Consider the following 21,287-nt stretch of genomic DNA (forward strand, 5'->3'; position numbering starts at 1 on the left):
GGCCCGTCACCGGCTCAAGGGCGCGCCGGCCACGGGGCGGCTCCCCGCCACGGGGCCGTCCGGCCCGCCACCGGACCGCCCAGCACCGCCGCCCACCCAGGAGCTCCCCCTCATGACCGCGCCCACCCCGCACCCGCACCCCACCACCCAGGGGCTCACTCCGTACCCCGTCGGGCTGCTGCTCACCGGCCGCCGCGTCGTGGTGCTCGGCGGCGGCCAGGTCGCCCAGCGCCGGCTGCCCGCGCTGATCGCGGCCGGCGCCGACATCCACCTGATATCCCCGGCCACCACCCCCGCCGTCTCCGCGATGGCCGACGCCGGCGAGATCACCTGGCACCGGCGCCCGTACGCGGACGGCGACCTCGCCGACACCTGGTACGCCCTGGTCGCCACCGACGACCCCGCCGTCAACACCGCCATCTCCGCCGAGGCCGAGCGGCTGCGGGTGTTCTGCTCGCGCAGCGACGACGCCTCCGCCGCCACCGCCTGGACGCCCGCCTCCGGCCACGACGCGGGCGCCACCGTCGCCGTCCTCACCGGCGACCCCCGGCACTCCGCCGCGCTGCGCGACTCCATCGTGGCCGGCCTGCGGGACGGCTCGCTCGCCGCCCGCCAGTACCGCTCGCGCGGCGCCGGCGTCGCCCTGGTCGGCGGCGGGCCCGGCGACCCCGACCTGATCACCGTCCGCGGCCGCCGCCTGCTCGCCGACGCCGACGTGGTCGTCGCCGACCGCCTCGCGCCCCGCGAACTGCTCGCCGAACTCCCGCCGCACGTCGAGGTGATCGACGCCTCGAAGATCCCCTACGGCCGCTACATGGCGCAGGAGGCGATCAACCAGGCGCTGGTCGAGCACGCCAAGGCCGGGAAGTTCGTGGTCCGGCTCAAGGGCGGCGACCCGTACGTCTTCGGGCGCGGCGGCGAGGAGCTGCTGGCCTGCGTCGAGGCGGGCGTCCCCGTCACGGTCGTCCCCGGCATCTCCTCCTCGATCAGCGTCCCCGCCGCCGCCGGCATCCCCGTCACCCACCGCGGGCTGACCCACGAGTTCACCGTCATCTCCGGCCACGTCGGCCCCGGCGGGCGCTCGCTCACCAACTGGCGGGCCGTCGCCGGGATGACCGGCACCCTGGTGCTGCTGATGGCCGTCGACAAGATCGGCGCGATCGCCGCCGAACTGGTCGCCCACGGCCGGGCCGCCGACACCCCCGTCGCCGTCGTCCAGGAGGGCACCACCGCCGCCCAGCGCCGGATCGACGCCACCCTGGCCACCGTCGCCGAGACCGTCGCCGCCGAAGGCGTCAAGCCGCCGGCCGTCATCGTGATCGGCGAGGTCGTCCACGTCCTCGGCTGAGGCTGCGTCCTCGGCCGAATCTGCGGCCAAGTCCGAGCGTCCGGCCCGCCCGGCCCCCCGTCCGCCGGGGAGCCGGGGCCCGGCGACGTGCGAAAATCGTGCGGTGTCCGAGCCACTGACCGTCACCGACGCCGCCGACCCCCGGCTGAGCGACTACACCGACCTGACCGACGTCGAACTGCGCCGGCGGCGCGAACCCGCCGAGGGGCTGTTCATCGCGGAGGGCGAGAAGGTGATCCGCCGCGCCCTCGCGGCGGGCTACCGGATGCGGTCGATGCTGCTCACCGCGAAGTGGCTGGGCGTGATGGCCGATGTCATCGAGGCCGCCGACGCGCCCGTCCACCTGGTCGAACCCGGCCTCGCCGAGCGGGTCACGGGCTACCACGTGCACCGGGGCGCGCTCGCCTCGATGGAGCGCAAGCCGCTGTCGGCGGCCGCCGAGGTGCTGGCGGGCGCCCGCCGGGTCGCCGTCCTCGAAGGGCTGGTCGACCACACCAACCTCGGTGCGATCTTCCGCTCCGCCGCCGCGCTCGGCATGGACGCGGTGCTGCTCTCCCCGGACTGCGCCGACCCGCTGTACCGACGGGCCGTCAAGACCTCGATGGGCGCCGTCTTCTCCGTCCCCTACGCCCGGCTCGACCCCTGGCCGGACGCGCTCGGCACCGTCCGGGAGGCCGGCTTCGAACTGCTCGCGCTGACGCCCTCCGGGGCCGAGGACTTCACCGCCGCCCGCCCGCACCTGCTCCCGAAGGCCGCCCTGATGCTCGGCGCCGAGGGCGACGGCCTCACCCCCAAGGCCCTCGCCGCCGCCGACCAGCGGGTCCGCATCCCGATGGCGCACGGCATCGACTCCCTCAACGTCGGCGCCGCCGCCGCGATCGCCTTCTACGCCGTCAGCCACGGCTGAGCCGGACCGCGCTCAGCCACCGGCCGTCAGCACCGCCTCGTCCGCGCCGTCCAGGACGAAGCCGTTGTCGAACCGGACCCGGACCGACACCTGCGGGCCCCGGGCGGTGAACTCCCGCCAGTGCGGCTCCAGTTCGGCGACCTCCGCCTCCAGTCGGCGCAGGCTCTCCGCGGGCATGGTGTGCCCGTAGTCCTCGAACAGCGCCCGCAGCCGCTCGTACTCGCGGACCTCCGCGGGCGGCGGCACCTCCCGGACCCGCTCCACGACACCGCCGGCCCCGGCCCCCAGCAGCAGCACCCCGGCCACCACCCCGTCCGCGCCCGCGGACGCCTCGCCCAGCACCAGATCCTCGGCCAGCCCGACCCGCTGCCCCTCCACCAGGCCCATCGCTCCCGCACCTCCCGCTCCGCCGACCGCAACCGCCGGAACCGGCGCGCGCTGCGGCCATTCTCCGACGGCCGGGACGCATCCACCGCACGCAGCCCCCACCGAACACCACGCACCACCCCGCCGGCCCTCGGCACGACCTCCCACGGCCCGGCACGCTGGGGGTCGGAGGGCGGGTGCTACACCGCCCGGCGTCGGCCGGAAGCCCGGGGACGAGGAGCTCCGCCCGGTGTGTCGAGAGTACGAACTTGAGGGGACCGGCCGGAGGCCGAGAAACCGCGGGGCTCGGGGTGGGGCCGGAGAGCCCGCGCTACGCCGCCCGGCGGGTCGCCGGGGGCCGGATCGGCTGCGGCGCGGGCCGTCGCGGGTCGTGGTGCCGACGGCCCGTCAGGTCGCCCACCCGCAGCACCAGGTCGGGCGCCGGGGGAGCGGGCCACACCGTCAGCCGGTGCTCCTCCACCGGGCGGGCCGCCGTGTCGGCCTCCCGCCCCTTGTCCCGCCCCCGGGTCTGCACCCGCACCCGGTACCAGCCCCGCCCGGCGTGCGCCAGGTTCCCGGCCGCCGCGACCTCCACCCCGTCCCAGGCCCGCAGTCGCAACTCCCCGCTGCTGTGCAGCGACAGCTCCACCGCGCTCTCCCACTCCGGCCCCGGCTCCGGCGGCCGCGCCGCGCACCGCTCCACCCCCAGCCGGATCAGCCCCGTGTGCGTCCCGCACAGCACCGTCAGGTGGTCCGGGCACCCCGCCGCCACCCCGTTCCCGTGGAACAGCCGGTCCAAGGCGTGCCCGTCCCAGCCCGCCGGCAGCTCCGGCCCGTACAGGAAGTACTGGCAGTACGCGACGTGCATCGCGTCGGTCGTCCACATCATGCGCACATGCTGCCGCCGCCCACTGACAGCACGTCACCACCCACCGGGGCCCGACCGCCGTCAGCCCGGCGGGGCCGTCAGCTCGCCGAGCCGGAGACGCCCGCGCCCGGCCAGGACTCCTCCAGGCCGCCGTCCGGGCGGACGGTGTAGCGGGTCGAGGAGACCGCGCCGGTGCGGTCGACCCGCTCCTCGCGGATCAGCGCGCCGTTCTCCACCCGCCAGACCGCCCCGGCCTCCGGGTTGGCGGTGGAGGCGCGGTCCGCGATCAGCACCGGCGCGTCGCCGGTGAAGCCGTACAGCTGGACCAGGTCGACCGGGACCGAGCCCTCGACCCGGCGCAGCACCACCAGCGCGGCCTGCGCGTCCCGGTAGCGGGCCGGCAGCACCGCCGAGAGCGAGACCGGGGCGCCCGCCCCGGTGGCCCGGCCGTCGTGCAGCCGGATCGCCGGGCCGCCTGCCGGGTCCGGGTAGCTCAGGTTCGGCCAGTCGACCTGCGGCTGCCCGCCCAGCGACGGGCCCAGGCCCGCCCCGCTGCGGACCGACGCGCCGTCTACCGACAGCGTCGCCCCGGCGTCCGGCCCCGGCGCGGTCACCGCGGGCAGCGGCGCCAGGCCCTGCGCGTCCCGGTTCTCGCAACCCTGCGCCACCGCGATCGCCAGCGCCACGCCCAGCGTGACGGTGACGAACACCACCAGGCGCTGGCGCAGCAGCCGCTGACGGGCCGTCGGCCGCCCGCCCAGGGTCGGGTGCGGGGTGCGTCCGGGCGGGGGAGTGCGGTCGCGGCCCGGCACCGGCGTGCGCTCCCGCCCGGCCGGGCGCCGCTCGCGCACCGTGTCGCCGTCCCGCGCGGGGCGGCGCGGCCCGCCACCCGCCGGGCGCCCGGCGGGCCGACCCTCCGGCCGGCCTTCCGGGCGGACGTCCTGCCGGGGCATCGCGGGCGGGCCCGCCGACCCGGCGGCGGCCGGCCGGGCGGCCGACGCACCGTCGGGGCGCCCGTCCCGGACTTCCGGCCGGGCCCCGGCACGCACCGCGGCCGCCGCCTCGGCCCGGGACTCCGGCCGCCGCCCGGCCCCCGCCCCGGCCCGTCGCTCGGCGCCCGCGCCCTCCGCCGCCCGCTCCGCGCCCCGGCCCGCCGCAGCCCGGCCCGGCTCGGTCCGACCGGCCTCGATCCGACCGCCCTCGGCCCGGCCCGGACGCCCGCCGCCGCGCGCGGCCAGCTCGCTGAGACGCTCGTGCAGCGCGGCCGCGGGCGGGCGCTCGGCGGACTCCTTGGCCAGGCAGGCCCGCACCAGCGGGGCCAGCACCGGCGGGATGCCCGTCAGGTCCGGCTCTTCGTGCACCACCCGGTACAGCATCACCTCGGAGGAGGCCCCCGACCCGAACGGCGACTCCCCGGTCAGCGCGAAGGCCAGCGTCGCCCCGAACGCGAACACGTCGGTGGCGGGCGTGACGGCCGCGCCGCGCACCTGCTCGGGCGCCAGGAAGCCCGGCGAGCCCACCGCGGTGCCGACGTGCGTCAGGGTGGAGGCGCCGCGCGACCAGGCGATGCCGAAGTCGATGATCCGCGGGCCCTTGGGGGAGAGCAGGATGTTGGACGGCTTCAAGTCCCGGTGCACCACCCCCGCCTCGTGCACCTTCACCAGCCCGTCGGCCAGCGCCGCGCCGATCCGGGCCGCGTCCGGCCAGGCCATCGGCCCCTCGTCGGAGACCTGCTTGTACAGCGAGGGCCCGGGCACGTACGCGGTGGCCAGCCACGGCCGGTCGGCCTCGATGTCGGAGCCCACCACCCGGGCCGTGCAGCCGCCACGGATCCGCGAGGCGGCGGCGATCTCCCGGGCGAAGCGGGTGCGGAACTCGGCGTCCTCGGCCAGCTCGGCCCGGATCAGCTTCAGCGCGACCCGCTGCCCCTTGCGGTCCGAGCCGAGGTAGACCACGCCCATCCCGCCCGCGCCGAGCCGCCGGTGCAGCCGGTACGGACCGACGATGCGGGGGTCCTCACGCCGCAGCCGCATCATTGCCATCCGCCCGTACCCGTTCCCGTTCTGTCGACCCGTGGGGTGGTGGGGCCCCGTCGGTCCGGGCCACCGTCAGACAACCGTCTCGGGACAGCTTACGGACTGGTAGCGGTCGCGCGTCGACACGCAACACGCGAACCGCCGGTGGGATTGTCGGATATGAGCGTTATCCTCCGCCCGGCACCCACCGCCGAGCCCGTGCCGAGCCTGCCCGGCCCTCGCCACCGAGTCTGTCCGGCCCCCGCCACCGAGCCCGTGCCGAGCCCGCCCGGACCGCCCTCCCCGCCACCCGACGCACCGTCAGACCCCGTCGCCCCAGCCTCGATCGAGCCGCCCCCCAGGGGCCGCCCTCAGGGTTGGCGTCAGGGTGTCCGGGTCCCCGTCTCCGCCTCCAGGAGTACGCCACCGGGCCGCTCCTCCTACCAGCGGAGGCGCTGGGAACGGTACGCGGGCATGACGTGGCCGAAAGCCCTGCCGCCTAACGTTGTGCACAGCGAGGGCGGGCCCCGCTCGTCCCCCGAGAAACCCGCCCCCGCACCGACCGAGCACCACCCACCGACCCGACCGCAGCACCACAGTCCGGCAGGAGTACCGCAATGGCACCGCTCGGCAGAGCCCTTCGCCGTCGGCCCCTCCGCGACGCGGAGACCCGGCACCCGATGGTCGCCCTGGCGATCGTGCTCCCCTGTGCCGTCCTGCTGCTGGCCCTGTTCGGCGCGTGGGACCAACTGGCGACGCAGACCAAGGCCGTCGCCGACCTGATCGGGCGCTGATCCCGCATGGGGTAGGGATCGCGCCGGCCGGAGCAGTCCTCACCTGTCGTGGACGGACGAGGTGAGGAGCATGGCTGCAGCTCCGGCCCCCTGGATGGCCGGGAACGACACGTCGGTGAGGGCGTGCCGTTCCCGGCCACCACTCTTCGCCGCCACCACCGCGCCCTACGAGCGACGCCGTGCGAGCAACGCTGTGCGAGGAACGCCCTACGAGCAACACGTACCAGCCGCGCGAACGCCGAGAGCCGCCGTCCGAAACCGGACGGCGGCTCTCAACTGTGGTGCGCGATACTGGGATTGAACCAGTGACCCCTACCGTGTCAAGGTAGTGCTCTCCCGCTGAGCTAATCGCGCGGGTGCGCCGGACGCCCCGAGGGAGCGTGCCGAGTGCGCGATACTGGGATTGAACCAGTGACCCCTACCGTGTCAAGGTAGTGCTCTCCCGCTGAGCTAATCGCGCGGGTCGATCCGAAGGACCGGGGCCCGAAGGCCGGTGCGCGATACTGGGATTGAACCAGTGACCCCTACCGTGTCAAGGTAGTGCTCTCCCGCTGAGCTAATCGCGCGGGGAGGGAACCTCGGTCGAACCGAGCGCTTCCTCTTGGAGGTGGAGACGGGATTTGAACCCGTGTACACGGCTTTGCAGGCCGTTGCCTCGCCTCTCGGCCACTCCACCAGGCAACTCCGGGAAACGATCTTACCCTGTTTCCCATCGAGCGGACGACGAGATTCGAACTCGCGACCCTCACCTTGGCAAGGTGATGCTCTACCAACTGAGCCACGTCCGCCTGTCTTCCAGCGGGCCCCTCCGGTTTCCCGGCGGCGCTCCCTGGCGACGTGTTGAACTCTAGCGGATGCCCGGCCCAGCTGAAAAATCCGTTCCCGCAGCGTGGCGCGGGGGTGGCCGTCGGATGCCGGCCCCGCGCGGCCGCCCCGGGCGTTCCGGCAGGCCCCCGACCTAGACTTTCCCGTACCGGGGCGATCCCCCGGGGCCCGCCCCGGCGCCGAGCGCGCGGGCCCGGGCAGCACCGAAATCCGCGCAGGAGAACCGTGTCCGGCCGCACCGCCCCGCTCAGCCCGCACCAGCCGATGGCCCGCTTCGCCGGACGCCTCGCCACCGGCCTGCGCGAGGTCACCCACGACCCGGCCGCCCTCGACCGCGGCGGATTCTGGGCCGTCGCCCACGACTTCGAGGGCCGGCTCACCTGCGCCCGGTTCGCCGACGTCCGCCCCGACCCGGCCCCGCCCGCCACCGAGGGCTGGCGCGGACCCGACCCGGCGCACTGGCGCAGCTCGCTGGACGCCGGGGCCTACCGCGCGGGCGTCCGCCGGATCCGGGAGCACATCGCGGCCGGCGAGGTCTACCAGGCCAACCTCTGCCGGGTGCTGAGCGCGCCGCTGCCCGACCCCGACCGCAGCGACATCGACGCCCTCACCGGCCTGCTCGCCGCCCACAACCCCGCGCCGTACGCAGGAACGATCCGCCTGCCCGAGCACGGCGTGGAGATCGCCACCGCCTCGCCCGAGCTGTACCTGAGCCGGCACGGCCGCACCGTCCGCTCCGGGCCGATCAAGGGCACCGGCCGGACCGAGGCCGACCTGCTGGACAAGGACCACGCCGAGAACGTGATGATCGTCGACCTGGTCCGCAACGACCTCGGCCGGGTCTGCGACACCGGCACCGTCACCGTCCCCGACCTGTGCGCGGTCGAGAAGCACCCGGGCCTGGTCCACCTGGTCTCCACCGTCGAGGGGCGGCTGCGCGCGGACGCCGGCTGGGCCGACCTGCTCGGTGCGACCTTCCCGCCCGGCTCGGTCACCGGCGCCCCCAAGAGCAGCGCACTGCGGATCATCCGCGCACTGGAGACCGCCCCCCGCGGCCCCTACTGCGGCGCCCTCGGCTGGGTCGACGCCGACCGCGGCGAGGCCGAACTCGCCGTCGGCATCCGCAGCTTCTGGATCGAGCGCCCGGCCGGCGCCCCGCCGGTGCTCCGGTTCGGCACCGGCGCCGGCATCACCTGGGACTCCGACCCCGAACGCGAGTGGCAGGAGACCGAACTCAAGGCCGCCCGCCTGGTGGCGATAGCCTCCAGCGGCACCCCCGACCGCCCGCTCGACTGAGCACCGCCTGCTCGACCGACCGTCGTCCGCCCGCTCGGTTGACCGCGCCCCGCCCGCCCGACCGCACCCCGCTAGGAGCAACCCGCCGATGATCTGGGTCAACGGAACCCTCACCGCCGAGGACGACGCCGCGATCTCCGTCCTCGACCACGGACTCACCGTCGGCGACGGCGTCTTCGAGACCGTCAAGGCCGAGCACGGCGAACTCTTCGCCCTCACCCGCCACCTGGACCGGCTGACCCGCTCCGCCCGCGGCCTGGGCCTGCCCGACCCGGACCACGACGAGGTCCGGGCGGCCTGCGCCGCCGTCCTGGCCGCCAAGCCGCTGCCGCTGGGCCGGCTGCGGATCACCTGGACCGGCGGCACCTCCCCGCTCGGCTCCGAGCGCGGCGACAGCGGCCCCAGCCTGGTCGTCGCCCTCGGCACCGCCAAGCCCCGGCCCGACACCACCGCCGTGGTCACCGTGCCGTGGCGCCGTAACGAGCACTCGGCCGTCGCCGGGCTGAAGACCACCTCGTACGCCGAGAACGTGGTCGCGCTCGCCGCCGCCCACCGGGCCGGCGCCTCCGAGGCGCTGTTCGCCAACACCGCGGGCCTGCTCTGCGAGGGCACCGGCTCCAACGTCTTCGTCGTCCTCGGCGGCCGCCTGCTCACCCCGACCCTCGCCTCCGGCTGCCTGGCCGGCATCACCCGCCACCTGGTCGTCGACTGGACCGGCGCCGAGGAGGCCGACCTCCCGTTCGAGGCCCTGGCCGACGCGGAGGAGGTCTTCCTGACCTCCACCCTGCGCGACGTCCAGGCCGTCACCCGGATCGACGACCGCGAACTCACCGGCCCCGGCCCGGTCACCCGCAAGGCCGTCGAGGTCTTCGCCGCCCGGGCCGCCCAGGACCGCGACCCGGTCGACCGGGCCCTCTGAACGCGCGACCCCGGTGGGTCGGCACGCGCCGACCCACCGGGGTCATCGGTCATCACGGCTTCCGCGGGGGCTCAGTCCCCGTCGATCGCCTCGCCGCTCTGCGGGTCGTAGCCGGTCAGCCCGCAGGACCGGGCCAGTTCGACGATGTCCGGCAGCGCGTCGGCCCGGCCGTGGGACAGGGTGAGCAGGACGAACCGCGACAGGTCCTCCTGCTCCTCCAGGTCCGGGTCGTAGGTCAGCGGCTCCAGCGAGTCCTCGATCCCGGGCCACTCCAGGGTCAGTCGCTCGCGGAACGCGGTGACGAGCGGGCTGGGCTCGAAGCGGTCCGGGATGCCCTCGGCCGCCTCCTCGTAGAGCTCCTCGGGCGACGCGGACGGTTCGCCGCGCCACCAGAAGCAGACGTCAATGCTCATCGGGTCGATCCATCTCTCGGGGAACGGGGTCCAGCGGAACGGGGTCCGGCGGAACGGGGTTCAGCAACCGGAAGGACAAGGTTGGCTCATCCGGATCACCGTGGTCTGCCACCCGAGGTTCTGGGCGATCCAGGCGTCCTTCTTCCGCTGGATCGCGGTGTACCTCGACCCGTTGGCCTTCACCTCGTACAACTGGTACCCGCCCTTTCCGTCCGCCACGGCGTAGTCGGCCTCCCGGACGCCGTACGGCGTCCAGATCGGGAACTGCGACTCGATCTTCGAGGTCGGGAACCACTTGGTGAGGATGTCGCCGAACCTGCCGTCGGCGAGCTTGCCGATGGTGTTCGACATCTTGCAGTTGGCGGGGGCGTTGTGCACCAGGACCGCCGTCGGACCGGCCAGCACGTAGTACGTGTGGAGCTGGTCGACCGTCAGGTTGTAGGTGAACACCGGCTTCGTGTAGCTGCGGACCTCGGCGATCCGCACCACCGCGCCGTCCGGCTGCTGGAGCTCCTCGCCGGCCTTGAGGTCGGCGGCGTCGGTCCAGCGCTGCGTCGACCGGTCCCAGTACGGGTGGTGCCGGGTCGAGGTGAGGGTCCGGTCGCCGGCGGGGGTGGCCACGGTCAGGTCGGTGAAGTCGGCGTCGGTGGGGGTGGTGACCACCGCCGTGACCTTCTCCGCGCTGGTGCGGCCGGTCAGCGGGTCGGTGGCGAGCACCGTGTCGCCGACCTCGACCTCCTCGATCGGCTTGGAGCCGCCGTCCGCCAGCTGCACCCGGGTGTCGCCGGGGAAGCTGTTGGCCTGGCACAGCCCGGCGAGGGCCTGGAGGATCTTCTTCAGGACCGGCGGCGTGTCCTTGGACGCGGCCCGGGTGAGCAGCGCGCTCAGGTAGGCCGCGCCGGCCTCCTCGGTGCCGACCGCGATCCCGCCGAGGTCCATGGTGGAGGCCGCGGTGCCCGCGACGTCGCACTCGTGGTCGTCGTGCTGGAAGGTGCAGCGCGCCCACGGGACCACGAAGGTCATGTCGCCGATGCCGCTCCAGAAGGCCGCCGAGCTGGCGTTGTCGCGGTCCCAGCCCTCCTGGGACTGGCAGCGGGTGCCCTTCCCGAGGCCCTTGCAGACCCGCTTGTTCTGGTAGTCGTCGAGCTGCTTGAGGATCTTCTTCAGCCGGGCCTGCTTCTGCTCCTCGATGGTGTGGTCGGGGTTCTGGTTGATCTCGCTGTGGCCGCACTCGGTCTCGACGCAGTCGCCGACCATGGTGGCGTCGGCGCTGCAGTTGCCGCCGCAGGCGTTGCCGTGCTCGTCGCAGCCCTCGTGGCCGTTGCGGCAGGTGTAGCGGCCGGTCGGGTCGCTGGAGCCGACCGGGTCGTTGTTGCTGTAGGCGTAGGCGTTCCACTGCTGCGGGTTGCCCAGGCCGATGACCGGGTCGGGGCTGAGGAACCGGCCGGTGGCCGGCTGGTACTCGCGGGCGCCGAGGTTGGTCAGGCCGGTGGCGTCGTCCTTGCTGCCGCCGACGTAGCCGCGGTCGCCGGCCCAGCCGGTGGGCTGGGTGCCGCGCGGGTTGCCGAACGGGTCGGTGAGGCGGCGGCTCTCGGCGAGCGTGGTGGCGTCCAGGGCGAGCGTCCCGGTGCCGTGCAGGTCGCCGATCTGGTAGGTGGACTTGCCGCCCTGGCGGACCAGGGTGGTGCCGCCGGGGATCTGGTAGTACCGGACGCCGGTGGTGGTCCGGGCGTTGGTGTCGTAGACCAGCTCGTCACCGCCGAGGGTGATGGTGGTCCGGCCGGGGTCGCGCCGGATCAGTTGCTGGCCGGAGGCGTCGTAGAGGAAGGTGGTGGCGCCGGTGCTGCCGGTCTTGTTGTAGGAGGTGAGCTTGGACTCACCGTCCCAGGTCAGCGCCGCCGTCCCCGAGGTGTCGGTGACCGCGGTGGTGTTGCCGGCCTCGTCGTACTGGCTGTTCGACGAGGTGGTGCCCGCCGGGCCGGTGGTGGTGGAGCCGATCAGCGCGTGCGGACCGCCGGTGCCGCCGCCGGTGTTGGAGGCGGTGGTCCGGGTGTTGACGGTGCCGGCCGGCTGGAAGGTCTGGGTGACGGTGGTGTCCTTGGTGGTGTCACCCGCCGGGTCGTGCTGGACGAACTGCTTGCGGTTGCCGGTCAGGTCGTAGCCGTACGTCTGCCAGTACGCGCCGGGGCCGCCGACGGTGGTCTTCGCCGGGGCGGTGACGCCGCTGGTGGGCGTGGCGTTGGCGCACCCGCCCTGGTTGCCGACGGTCGGCTGGGCCTGCAGGGCGAGCGTCCCGGTGTCGGACCACGCGGTGGTCAGGCGGCCGAGGTAGTCGTAGCCGAAGCACTGCAGGTCGGTGTTGGCCGGGACGTTGTCCGGGATGCTGCGGACGGCGGTGACCTGCCCGGCCGCGTTGTAGGCGTAGGTGGTCTGCTGGACGGCCCCGGTCGCGGCGGTCTGCTTGTCGACGAACTGCTGGAGCGGCCGGCCGGTGGTGTTGTCGTAGGTGTTGGTGACGACCACCTGGGTGCCCCACGGGTTCATCGTGGAGCGGATGTTGCGGCCGTAGGCGTCGTAGTCGGAGGACAGGTCGTAGGTGGAGCCGCCGAACGCGCCGAACGAGGACAGCGGCCCGTTGACGTCGTACGAGTAGGTGACCGTCTCGGCCGCGATGTCGCCGACCGCCGAGCGGTTGTCGGCCTTCAGCGCGCCGGTGATCGGGTCGTAGCTGGCCTGGTAGGTGTAGCTGAACGGGGTCGAGCCGGTGCCGACCTCGCTGCCGGGGATGGTCACCGTGGTCTTGGTCGGGTGGTACGCGGTGTCGTACGAGAGCACCGCGCTGGTGTACGCGCTGCCCCCGGCGCCGCCGACGTACCGGGTCGAGGTGGCGGGCAGGCCCTTCAGGACGGTGTCGTAGGTGAAGCCGGTCAGCTGGGTGGCCGCGCTCACCGTGCCGTCGTAGCTGCCGGTGGTGCGGCCCAGCAGGTCGTAGCTGAACGCGACGGTCCGGCCGCGCGCGTCGGTGGACGAGGCCACCCGGCCCGCCGCGTCGTACTTCCGGCTGCTGCTGCCGGTGTCCGGGTCGGTCGAGGCGGTCTCGTGGCCCGACAGGTCGTAGCCGTGGGTCCAGGTGTTGCCCGCCGCGTCCTTCTGGGTGGCCAGGTTGCCGTCGGCGCCGTAGGTGTACGTGGTGACGTCGGCGTCCGCGGGGTTGCCGGTCGCGGTCGGCGTCCGGTACTCCCACAGCTGCGCGCTGCGGCCGCGGGCGTCCACGACCGTGCTGGTCGGGGTGGCGCCGACCGGGGGCGTGACGTCGGTGCGGTCGGCTCCCGGGTAGGCGGTGGTGGTGCTGGACTGCACCGTGCCGTAGGCCAGCAGTTCGGTGGTGACCGCGCGTCCGAGGCCGTCGAAGACGGTGTGGGACTGGGCGGGCACCTGGTTGGTGGTGGTCTGGTACAGCGCGCCGGACGGGCCGGTGGTCGGCTCGTACCAGGAGGAGTTGGAGCGGATCACCCGGCCGTGCGAGTCGTAGGCCACGTCCGAGATCATCCGGCCGGTGTAGGCGGACGCCGCGGGGCTGGCCTGGGTCTGGATCGCCCGGCCCATGCCGTCCATGATCTGCACGGACAGCGCGTACGAGCCGTCGGTGCGCAGCTGCGAGCTGGTGACGGTGGCCGGGACCACCACGCCGTTGACCACGCCGGGGACGGAGTAGGCGAACGTCTGGTTGGCGGTGGCCGGGGCCGTCCGGCCGGGCATCCACACCGAGGTGAGGCGGCCGAGCTGGTCGTACGCCTCGGTGGTGACCCGGCCGTTGGGGTCGGTGACCGAGGTCGGCAGACCGCGGGCCGGGTCCATCGTCGTCGTGGTGGTGCGGCCGGCGGCCACGTCCGCGGCGCCGTCCGGGGCCGGGGTGGTGACGGTGGTGCTGGTCGGCAGCTCACCGGCCTGGGCCGGGGTGTAGCCGGTGGTGACCACCGCGCCGCCGGGGTGCGCGTTGTCGGTGGCGTTCGGGTCGGTGGCGGCGGTCGGTCGGCCGTAGCCGTCGAAGGCGGCCGTGTGGGTGGTGAACTGCGGCGTGGTGCCGCTGTAGTGATCGATCGTCAGGCTGGACGTCGGGTCGAGCGCGGTGCCGAGCAGGCCGAACGCCTTCCCGTCGTACAGGGTGCGGCTCCAGCCGACGGTGTTGCCCGCGTCCGGGGTGGCGGTGCAGGCGTTCGCGCCGCTGACCACCACGGTCTCCGAGGGGACCGCCAGGACCTGCGGGTCGGCGCCGGCCGCGTAGCCGGTGCGGGTGCAGATGTCGGGCAGGCCGTCCGCGGTGTCCAGCGAGGTCGTGATCCGGTTGCCGTGCCCGGAGTCGGTGCCGGTGGTCTTCCCGGCCGAGCGCCAACTTCCGTCCGCCTTCAGCGACTTGGTCACAGCGCTGGAGGAGGTCGCGGTGTAGCGGGCGAGCAGCGCGGGCAGCCCGGCGCGGTTGTGGGTGGCGGTGGTGACCGGGCCGGTCGCGGTGCTCACCGTGTACGCGGTGATCGTCCCGCCGGCCTGGGTCCAGGTGTCGGTCTCCAGCGCTTGGCCGGAGAGCCAGTCGGAGTCGGTGACCTGACCGCTCATCGGGCCCGCGACGCTGACGCTGCGGGTCGTCCCGTCGGCCTTGTAGTCGCCGTCCATGCCCTGGTAGTAGGTGGCCGACTTCTGCGACTTGGGCCCGTCGTTGCCGTTGCCGGTGACGGTGGTGACGCTTGCGTAGCCGCGGAACTGGTCCCAGGTGCGGTCCGTGCTCTCGGTGAGCTGCGAGTCGTTGCGGTGCCAGGCCGCGTTGCCGTAGCTGTATGCGGTGGTGATCGGTGCCGCGCCGGGCGTGTTGGGGCTGGAGGTCACCGTGCTGACCGGGTAGCGCAGGAACCAGTCGTCGACCGGCTGCGCGCCCTGCGCCTCGTTCGGGACGTGCCACTTGACGTTGTAGCAGGAGCGGGTGTCGCTGTCGGCCGAGGCCGGCATCACGTTGGTGACCCGCGAGCAGTCCGCGGCCTTGTAGTCGACGCCGATGGTGGAGCCGGTCTCGGTGGTGATCAGCTGGATCCGCGGCCGGTTGTACGCCGGACGGGACGGCACCAGGTTGGTCCCGTCGACCCGGTTCGGCAGCAGCATCGCGGTGAACGACACCGGCGGCAGCGTGACGGCGCTCCCGCCGCCCTGGCTGTCCTTGCCGGTCCGCTGCACGCTGGCCAGCCACGGGACCTGGGTGTTCTCGGTCGCGTTCTGCACGTTCACGAAGGTGTGCGTCAGCGCGTACGAGTCCACGTCACGGTAGGCGCCGCCGCTGCGGACCTGGGTGGTGACGGAGCTGAGCCACTTGGTGGTCCAGAAGGTCGGCCCATAGACGGTGCAGGTGCCGGTGCTCGCGCACTGCTGGTCGAGCGGGACGTCCGGCCAGTCGCCCGCGTGCGCGGTGGTCCGGTTGACCGGGTCGCAGGCCAGGGTCGAGGTGACGCAGCGCTCGCCGGAGGAGAAGACGACCTTCGCCGCCGGGTTGTAGGCGCCGTTCGCGGCGATCTGGTCGGAGAGCAGCTGCCCGTAGCCGATGGACTGGAGGACGCCGCCGCGGGTGTACTGCGTCAGCGTGCCGGTGCCGTTGTTCTGCGCACCGCCCCGGGAGTAGGAGTTGGTCTCCGGGGTGTAGGTGTAGGTGGTCAGGTTGCCGTGCGGGTCGACCACGTAGTCGAGGTTCCAGCGCCAGGCCGCCTGGCACCAGGACGACTTGCCCTTGGCGGCGTCGTAGCACGGGTCCCCGGCGTTCGGGGAGTACACCGGCACCGTCCACGCGGAGCCGGAGTCCGCGCCCTTGGTGGACGGGTTGCCGGACGCGTCGGGCAGGTGGTTCAGGCCGAAGTAGTAGACCGTCCCGGTCGTGTCGGTGACCTTCAGGTACGAGCCGTTCCAGGTGCCGTTGGTGGCGCCGGTCAGGAACTGCACCTTGGTCGCGTCGTCGTCCTTCAGCCGCCAGGTGCAGTTGGACTGCTCCAGCGTCGCGGCCGCGCCGCTCTGGCAGGACGCGTCGTCGGGCACCAGTTCGCCCGAGTGCCCGGCCAGCGACAGCGTCAGATTGGCGCCCGCCCAGCACACGTCACCGGAGTTGGTGATGCCGGCCTTCGAGCAGGGCTTGTACGAGCGCTCCACGAAACCGGCGCCGTAGTCCCAGCCGTCGCCGATCCAGGACGCCTGCGCGTTGGTGGAGGAGGTCTTGCCGTCCACCGAGGCCGAGTCGTAGCCGAGCGCCACGCTCGGCGCGGAACCGCCCAGCGCCGGGGGCACGGCCAGGGGGTACGAGTAGGTGAAGGCGCCGGACGAACCGCCCGCGGACCAGGCCTGCGAGGGGTTCAGCGGGGTGGCCGCGTAGCTGCCCGCCCCGCTGGAGGCGCCGGACACCACCGCCAGGGTCATCGAAGCGGCCGCCGAGGCCGCCGACAGCGCCTGCACGCCGGTGTGCACCGCTCCGTCGTCGGCCGGCAGCACCACGTCCGCGACCAGCTTGCCGGTACCGGGCTCGACGTGCGAGGGCACCGGGCGGCGGTCCAGGCAGCCGGCGGTGCGCGGGGCGCTCAGCGCGCAGTTCGGCAGGGCCACCACCTGCGCGCGGCCGGCCCAGTCGGCGCCGAACGCGGGTGCCAGCGCGGCGAGATCGACGCCGACGCGGACCGGCGCGGCGTCGCCCTTGACCGTCCGGGTCAGCGTCATCGCCAGACCGGGGATGCCGGCGGCGGAGGTGGAACCGGTGTCCGCGACCTCGACCTGCACGGTCTGCCCGGCCGCGGCGGAGCCCGCCAGCGGCGCCAGCGAGACCGGCAGCCCGGCCGCGGTGGACTCGGCACCGGACGCGGACTCCACGCCGGACGCGGACTCGGCGTCCGCCGGGGCGGTCGGCTTCGCGGGCGCGGCGCCCAGCGTCACGCTCGCCCGGCCGTGCGGCGCGGCGGGCCGGGACTTCGCCGGCTGCCAGGTCGCCGGCACCGGGTGCGCGGGGGCCGGGGCCTTTTCGCGCGCGGCCTCCGCGCCCTTCACCCCCGGGGTCTTCGGCAGCGGAGTGTGCTGCGGCGACCACTTCCGGGAAAAGTCCGGGCCGGGCGCCGCAACGGCCGCCGAGACCGGCGCGAGCAGTGAACCGATGACGGCGGCGGCGGTGATTGCCGCCAATCTCCGCCGGACTTTTCGAAGGGTGCGCCGAGGCGCGCCATTTCTATTTTCCCAAGGCAAGGTAAAGCCCTCTCCAGAAATAGGTATCGACTCTCGGTTCATTTCCCCCGCGAGAGCGGGCGGATGCTATGGGCGGCCCGGTGATCATGGCAATGACCTGCACATATGAGAGTCGGGTGAGACTTCTCACACCCCTCACGAAAGGGGCGTGTCCGCTCAAATCGCATCCGCCGGGCCGAATTGATTTGCTCCGCACCGCCGATTTTGGCACGGTGTCCCCGGCCTCTGCACCCCATGGCATCGAGGCAATTTGAGCTCACCCCGAGGGGGGATTCCTTTGTCCAGACGCCGTAGTAGCGGCGCTTCGCATGCACCCATTTCCGTGGCGGTGGCCGCCGTGGTTCTCGCGGCACTCGCGGTTCCGGCGGCGGCCGTCGGCGGACCGTCGACCCTGCTTTCCCGCCGGCAGATCGACGCCGCGACCGCGGAACGGATGAAGGAGCGCCCGCCCGCGGGCGACGCCGACCGCGCCCTCGCCGAGGCGAAGGCCACCGGCAGGCCCGTCCCGGTCGCCTCGCTGACCACCGAGTTCAGCGAGACGGTGGCCACGCCCGAGGGCCACCTCGGCCTGACCGGCCACCCGGACCAGCAGCGGGTGAAGCGCGACGGCACCTGGCAGCCCCTGGACGCCACCCTGACGGCCAACCAGGACGGCACCTTCTCGCCGAAGTCGGCCGCCTCCTCGCTGGTGCTGTCCAAGGGCGGCGACGGCCCGCTGGCCACCATGACCAGCTCGGACGGCAAGAAGCTGGCGCTGACCGCCCCGTTCCGGCTCACCGCCCCGGTCGTCGACGGCGACAGCGTGCTCTACCCGGGGGTGCGTCCCGACACCGACCTCAAGGTCACCGCCACCAAGGCCGGCGGCCTGACCACCGTCCTCGTCCTGCGCACCAAGGCCGCGGCTGCCGACCCGGCCGTGCGGACCCTGCACTTCGACACCGTGGTCGACGGCGTGACGGTCGAGAGCGACCACGGCGGCAACCTCACCGCCAAGGGCGCCGACGGCAGGGCCCGGTGGACCGCGCCGACCCCGCAGATGTGGGACAGCTCCGCCGCCGCGCCCGCACCCGCCGCACCGGCGAAGACCGCGAAGGCCCAGGGCGCCCCCCGCGACGTCGCAGCCGCCCCCGCCCCGCAGCCCGGCCACGACCACAGCGACGCCGCCGGCCCCGGCCGGTCCGCGAAGGTCGCCGCGATGCCGGTCAAGGCCGACAAGGGCGGCATCGACCTGACGCCCGACCAGGACCTGATCGCCAACGGCACCGCGCCGTTCTACGTCGACCCCGCCTGGGTGCCGTGGACCCAGGGCAACAACGCCTGGACCTGGATCCAGTCCGCCTACCCCGGCACCGCCAACTGGAACCGGTCCGGCAGCGCCGACTCCGACCACCCCGGCGTCGGCATCTGCGGCTACTACGCGGCCGGCGGCTCCTGCAGCCCCGCCGACAAGTACCGCTCGTTCTTCCAGTACGACATCAACCCGCTCAACGGCGCGGTGGTCCACTACGCGACGCTGAACTTCCAGGAGTACGTCTCCGCGGACTGGACCTGCGGCAACGCGTACCCGCTGGACCTCTACCTGACCAGCGCCATCAGCAGCGGCACCACCTGGGGCAACCAGCCCTGGCAGGTGGGCGGTTCGCTCGGCCAGCGGACCGTCGGCGGCTCCGGCCACACCGGCTGCTACGACAACGTGCCGTTCAACTACGACATCACCGGCACCCTCCAGCAGTACACCAACAACGGGCAGTTGACCTTCGGCCTGTACGGCAACGAGACCAACCAGAACGCCTTCAAGCGGTTCGACTACCACCCCAGCCTGTACGTCGAGTACGACCGCACGCCCAACACCCCCACCAGCCCGGCGGTCTGGCCCGCGCCCAAGACGGTCAGCCCCGCGCAGACCACCCAGTCCTGCGGCGACGGCAACTCCAACGACTGGGCCTGGCTCGGCGCCGGCACCAACCAGGACGGCGCGGTCTGGCTGAACGCCACCGTCTCCAGCCCCACCCAGGGTCAGCTCTGGTCCTGGGACCACATCTGGGACTACCAGATCAGTGGCACCCCCGACGTCGCCTCCGGGTACTCCAACCTGGTCGGCACCGGCAACGTCACCTCCTTCGCCGTCCCCGGCAGCGCCATCAAGGACGGCCACTCCTACGGCTACAGCATGATGGCCAGCGACCAGCTGGCCGGCGTCTCCTGGTCCGCGGCCACCCCGACCTGCTACTTCAAGGTCGACCTGACCGCGCCGACGGTCTCCTTCCCCGGCACCGTCACCGACCCGAGCAAGCAGTTCCCGCCGTCCGGCAACGGCCAGACCCCGCAGATCTACGCGGGCCAGAGCGGCGCCGTCCCGATCACCGTGACCGACCCCAACCCGTCCGGCCTGAACACCTCCGGCCTGGCCTGCCTGCGCTGGGGCTGGGACTCGCAGATCGCCGACGGCTCCTGGCACTGCGGCGGCGCGATGCCGACGGGCGGTCAGATCCCCGGCATCACCGCCACCCACTGGGGCACCAACATCCTCTACGTGCAGGCCGAGGACAACGCGGGCAACCTCTCGCCGGTCAACTCCTACTCCTTCTACGCCCCCTGGAACCCGAACGGACCGGCCCCGGTCTTCGGCGACGTCACCGGTGACGGCGCCCCCGACATCGTCACCCCCGACACCGCGGGCAACCTGCGCGCCTACACCGTCCCCGGCAACCCGCTGGCGAAGGCCCCGGCCACCCAGATCGCGGCCAAGCGCGCCAACTCGCCCGGCGGCGACTCCTGGGCCAACTACCGCACCACCCACCGCGGCAGCCTCACCGGCGGCAAGAACGTCGACGACCTGATCGTCCACAAGGACGGCGACCCGGTCCTCAACTACTACAAGAACCCTGGCAACACCGGCGTTCCCGGCGTCTTCGACACCAGGAGCACGCTCGGCAAGCCCGCCTGCGACCAGACGCTCACCGACTGCACCGGCTACCACACCGGCGACTGGACGACCACGCTCCAGATCGCCGCCAGCGGCGACCCCAGCACCACCAACCTCGACCCGGCCAAGAAGTTCCTCAACCGCACCGGCCTGTTCACCGTCGAGACCAACCCCGAGGGCGACGGCGCGCTCTGGTTCTACCCGACCGTCGGCGACGCCGTGCTCGGCGCCCCGACCAAGCTCTCCGCCACCGGCTGGAAGGGCTGGGACCTGATCGCGCCCGGCGACTGGTGGAACCAGGGCCGACCCGGCCTGTGGGCCCGCAACCACGGCAACGGCGACCTGCGCGGCTACACCTTCACCACCGGCACCGTCGCCATCGACGACGGCTTCGGCGGGTCCGTCACCTTCCCCACCCTCAAGACCCTGGCCACCAACACCCTGATCGGCAAGGTCGACCCCAGCACGGCCGGCTGGCCGCTGATGGGCTCCGACGGCGACCTCACCGGCAGCGGCCACTCCACCCTGTGGGGCATCACCGCCGACAACAGCATCCAGATCTGGACCGGCGTGCCCGCGGGCACCGCGAGCGCCCCCGGCTACACCTGGCAGACCGGACCCACCCCGGTGCTGAGCACCTCCACCGGCCCCGACCGCTGGGCCCTCGACGGCGCGAGCACCAACAACGGCACCGCCCTCGACGACACCGGCCTCAACCCGGCCGGCCTCTGCAAGTACGCCAACGGCGTCAACACCTGCCCGTCCACCGCCGTCCTCACCACCGACCACAAGGGGCGGGCCTCCGCCGCGGTCGACGTCAGCAACGGCAGCTACCTCAAGGCCGCGCCCGCGGTCGACACCAGCCGCAGCTACTCGGTCTCCGCCTGGGTGAAGGCCAACGACCTCACCGACTACCAGACCTTCGTCACCCAGAACGGCTCCGAACGCGGCGCCTTCTACCTCCAGTACTCCAAGGCCTACGGCCACTGGAGCTTCGTGGCGCCCGCCGCCGACTCCTACACCACCGGCGCCTACTACAACGCCACCGACACCGCCACCACCCAGACCGGCCAGTGGACCCACCTGGTGGGGACGTACGACGTGGCCACCCACGTGATGACGCTGTACGTCAACGGCAAGTACGCCGGCTCCGGCACCAACCCCACGCCCTGGAACGCGACCACCTCGCTCACCATCGGCGCCACCGGCACCGCCAAGTACCCCATCGACAACCAGGCCCACGGCGCGGTGAGCGACGTACGGACGTACCCGTACGCCCTGACCGCCGAGCAGGTGGGCGCGCTGTTCACCGCCTGACCCACCGCCGGGCCGGGGGCCTGCGGACCGCTCCGGTCC

Annotated in this window: 10 protein-coding genes, 5 tRNA genes and 1 pseudogene; 6 read left to right on the forward strand and 10 right to left on the reverse strand. The window is 73.5% G+C overall.

Going from position 1 to position 21,287, the window contains the following annotated elements:
• Nucleotides 1-112 precede the first annotated feature (112 nt).
• Nucleotides 113-1,348 (forward strand): uroporphyrinogen-III C-methyltransferase, encoded by a 1,236-nt coding sequence (cobA, locus tag ACIOHG_RS16695; protein WP_400950756.1) that lies wholly within the window; start codon nt 113-115, stop codon nt 1,346-1,348.
• A 103-nt stretch (nt 1,349-1,451) separates the two neighbouring features.
• Nucleotides 1,452-2,255 (forward strand): TrmH family RNA methyltransferase, encoded by an 804-nt coding sequence (locus tag ACIOHG_RS16700; protein WP_400950757.1) that lies wholly within the window; start codon nt 1,452-1,454, stop codon nt 2,253-2,255.
• A 12-nt stretch (nt 2,256-2,267) separates the two neighbouring features.
• Here the strand turns inward: ACIOHG_RS16700 and ACIOHG_RS16705 are convergent, their stop codons facing one another.
• The 3 genes and pseudogenes from ACIOHG_RS16705 to ACIOHG_RS16715 form a co-directional block, all read right to left on the reverse strand.
• Nucleotides 2,268-2,642 (reverse strand): hypothetical protein, encoded by a 375-nt coding sequence (locus ACIOHG_RS16705; RefSeq protein WP_400950759.1) that lies wholly within the window; start codon nt 2,640-2,642, stop codon nt 2,268-2,270.
• Between the two features lie 310 nt (nt 2,643-2,952).
• Nucleotides 2,953-3,510: a hypothetical protein gene (locus tag ACIOHG_RS16710; RefSeq protein ID WP_400950762.1), complete on the reverse strand. Its 558-nt coding sequence runs from the start codon at nt 3,508-3,510 to the stop codon at nt 2,953-2,955.
• A 632-nt stretch (nt 3,511-4,142) separates the two neighbouring features.
• Nucleotides 4,143-5,531, reverse strand: a pseudogene (locus ACIOHG_RS16715) (serine/threonine-protein kinase); the annotation flags it as partial.
• A gap of 590 nt (nt 5,532-6,121) precedes the next feature.
• Between ACIOHG_RS16715 and ACIOHG_RS16720 the strand changes: the two are divergent.
• Entirely contained in the window at nt 6,122-6,298 is a 177-nt protein-coding gene (locus tag ACIOHG_RS16720) for a hypothetical protein (protein WP_400950764.1), read from the forward strand.
• Nucleotides 6,299-6,577: 279 nt separating this feature from the next.
• Here the strand turns inward: ACIOHG_RS16720 and ACIOHG_RS16725 are convergent.
• The 5 genes from ACIOHG_RS16725 to ACIOHG_RS16745 form a co-directional block, all read right to left on the reverse strand.
• Nucleotides 6,578-6,652, reverse strand: a tRNA-Val gene (locus tag ACIOHG_RS16725).
• A gap of 34 nt (nt 6,653-6,686) precedes the next feature.
• Nucleotides 6,687-6,758: transfer RNA gene (locus tag ACIOHG_RS16730), tRNA-Val, on the reverse strand.
• Between the two features lie 34 nt (nt 6,759-6,792).
• Nucleotides 6,793-6,864, reverse strand: a tRNA-Val gene (locus ACIOHG_RS16735).
• Nucleotides 6,865-6,900: 36 nt separating this feature from the next.
• Nucleotides 6,901-6,974: transfer RNA gene (locus ACIOHG_RS16740), tRNA-Cys, on the reverse strand.
• 39 nt (nt 6,975-7,013) lie between these two features.
• Nucleotides 7,014-7,086 (reverse strand) — tRNA-Gly (locus tag ACIOHG_RS16745).
• A 301-nt stretch (nt 7,087-7,387) separates the two neighbouring features.
• Here ACIOHG_RS16745 and ACIOHG_RS16750 point away from each other — a divergent pair.
• On the forward strand, nt 7,388-8,419 hold the full coding sequence (locus ACIOHG_RS16750; RefSeq protein WP_400951187.1) for a chorismate-binding protein: 1,032 nt from the start codon (nt 7,388-7,390) through the stop codon (nt 8,417-8,419).
• An 88-nt stretch (nt 8,420-8,507) separates the two neighbouring features.
• On the forward strand, nt 8,508-9,338 hold the full coding sequence (locus ACIOHG_RS16755; protein ID WP_400950767.1) for an aminotransferase class IV: 831 nt from the start codon (nt 8,508-8,510) through the stop codon (nt 9,336-9,338).
• A gap of 71 nt (nt 9,339-9,409) precedes the next feature.
• On the opposite strand, the gene ACIOHG_RS16760 is transcribed toward ACIOHG_RS16755, so the two are convergent.
• Together ACIOHG_RS16760 and ACIOHG_RS16765 are read right to left on the reverse strand one after the other, a co-directional pair.
• Complete coding sequence (locus ACIOHG_RS16760) at nt 9,410-9,751, reverse strand: hypothetical protein (protein ID WP_400950769.1); 342 nt, start codon at nt 9,749-9,751, stop codon at nt 9,410-9,412.
• 60 nt (nt 9,752-9,811) lie between these two features.
• Nucleotides 9,812-16,945: a polymorphic toxin-type HINT domain-containing protein gene (locus tag ACIOHG_RS16765; protein WP_400950772.1), complete on the reverse strand. Its 7,134-nt coding sequence runs from the start codon at nt 16,943-16,945 to the stop codon at nt 9,812-9,814.
• Between the two features lie 397 nt (nt 16,946-17,342).
• On the opposite strand from ACIOHG_RS16765, the gene ACIOHG_RS16770 reads away from it, so the two are divergent.
• A complete protein-coding gene (locus tag ACIOHG_RS16770) occupies nt 17,343-21,248 on the forward strand; it encodes a LamG-like jellyroll fold domain-containing protein (RefSeq protein ID WP_400950775.1) in 3,906 nt (1,301 codons plus the stop codon).
• Nucleotides 21,249-21,287 lie beyond the last annotated feature (39 nt).

This window comes from Kitasatospora sp. NPDC088134, from assembly GCF_044741705.1.
Taxonomy (GTDB): Bacteria; Actinomycetota; Actinomycetes; order Streptomycetales; family Streptomycetaceae; genus Kitasatospora.